We start from the raw sequence: 369 nt of genomic DNA on the forward strand, positions 1-369 counted from the left end.
CTTCACCAACTTTGATGATACCGCGTTCTACACGACCGGTAACAACGGTACCACGACCGGAGATGGAGAATACGTCTTCGATCGGCAGCAGGAACGGCTTGTCAATCGCACGCTCTGGTTCCGGAATATAAGAATCCAGGAAGCCAGCCAGTTCCAGGATTTTCGCTTCCCACTCTGCGTCGCCTTCCAGCGCTTTCAGAGCAGAACCACGAACGATCGGAGTGTCGTCGCCCGGGAAGTCGTACTGAGACAGAAGTTCACGAACTTCCATTTCAACCAGTTCCAGCAGCTCTTCGTCATCAACCATGTCGCATTTGTTCAGGAACACGATGATGTACGGAACGCCTACCTGACGACCCAGCAGGATGT

At 53.1% G+C, this 369-nt stretch carries 1 protein-coding gene; it reads right to left on the reverse strand.

The genetic code is table 11. The features are described 5' to 3' along the window. On the reverse strand, positions 1-369 hold a 369-nt coding region (locus E0D98_RS26070), incomplete at both ends, for a GTP-binding protein (RefSeq protein ID WP_233398977.1).

The organism is Escherichia sp. KCJ4928 (assembly GCF_004352695.1).
Classification (GTDB): domain Bacteria; phylum Pseudomonadota; class Gammaproteobacteria; order Enterobacterales; family Enterobacteriaceae; genus ECMA0423.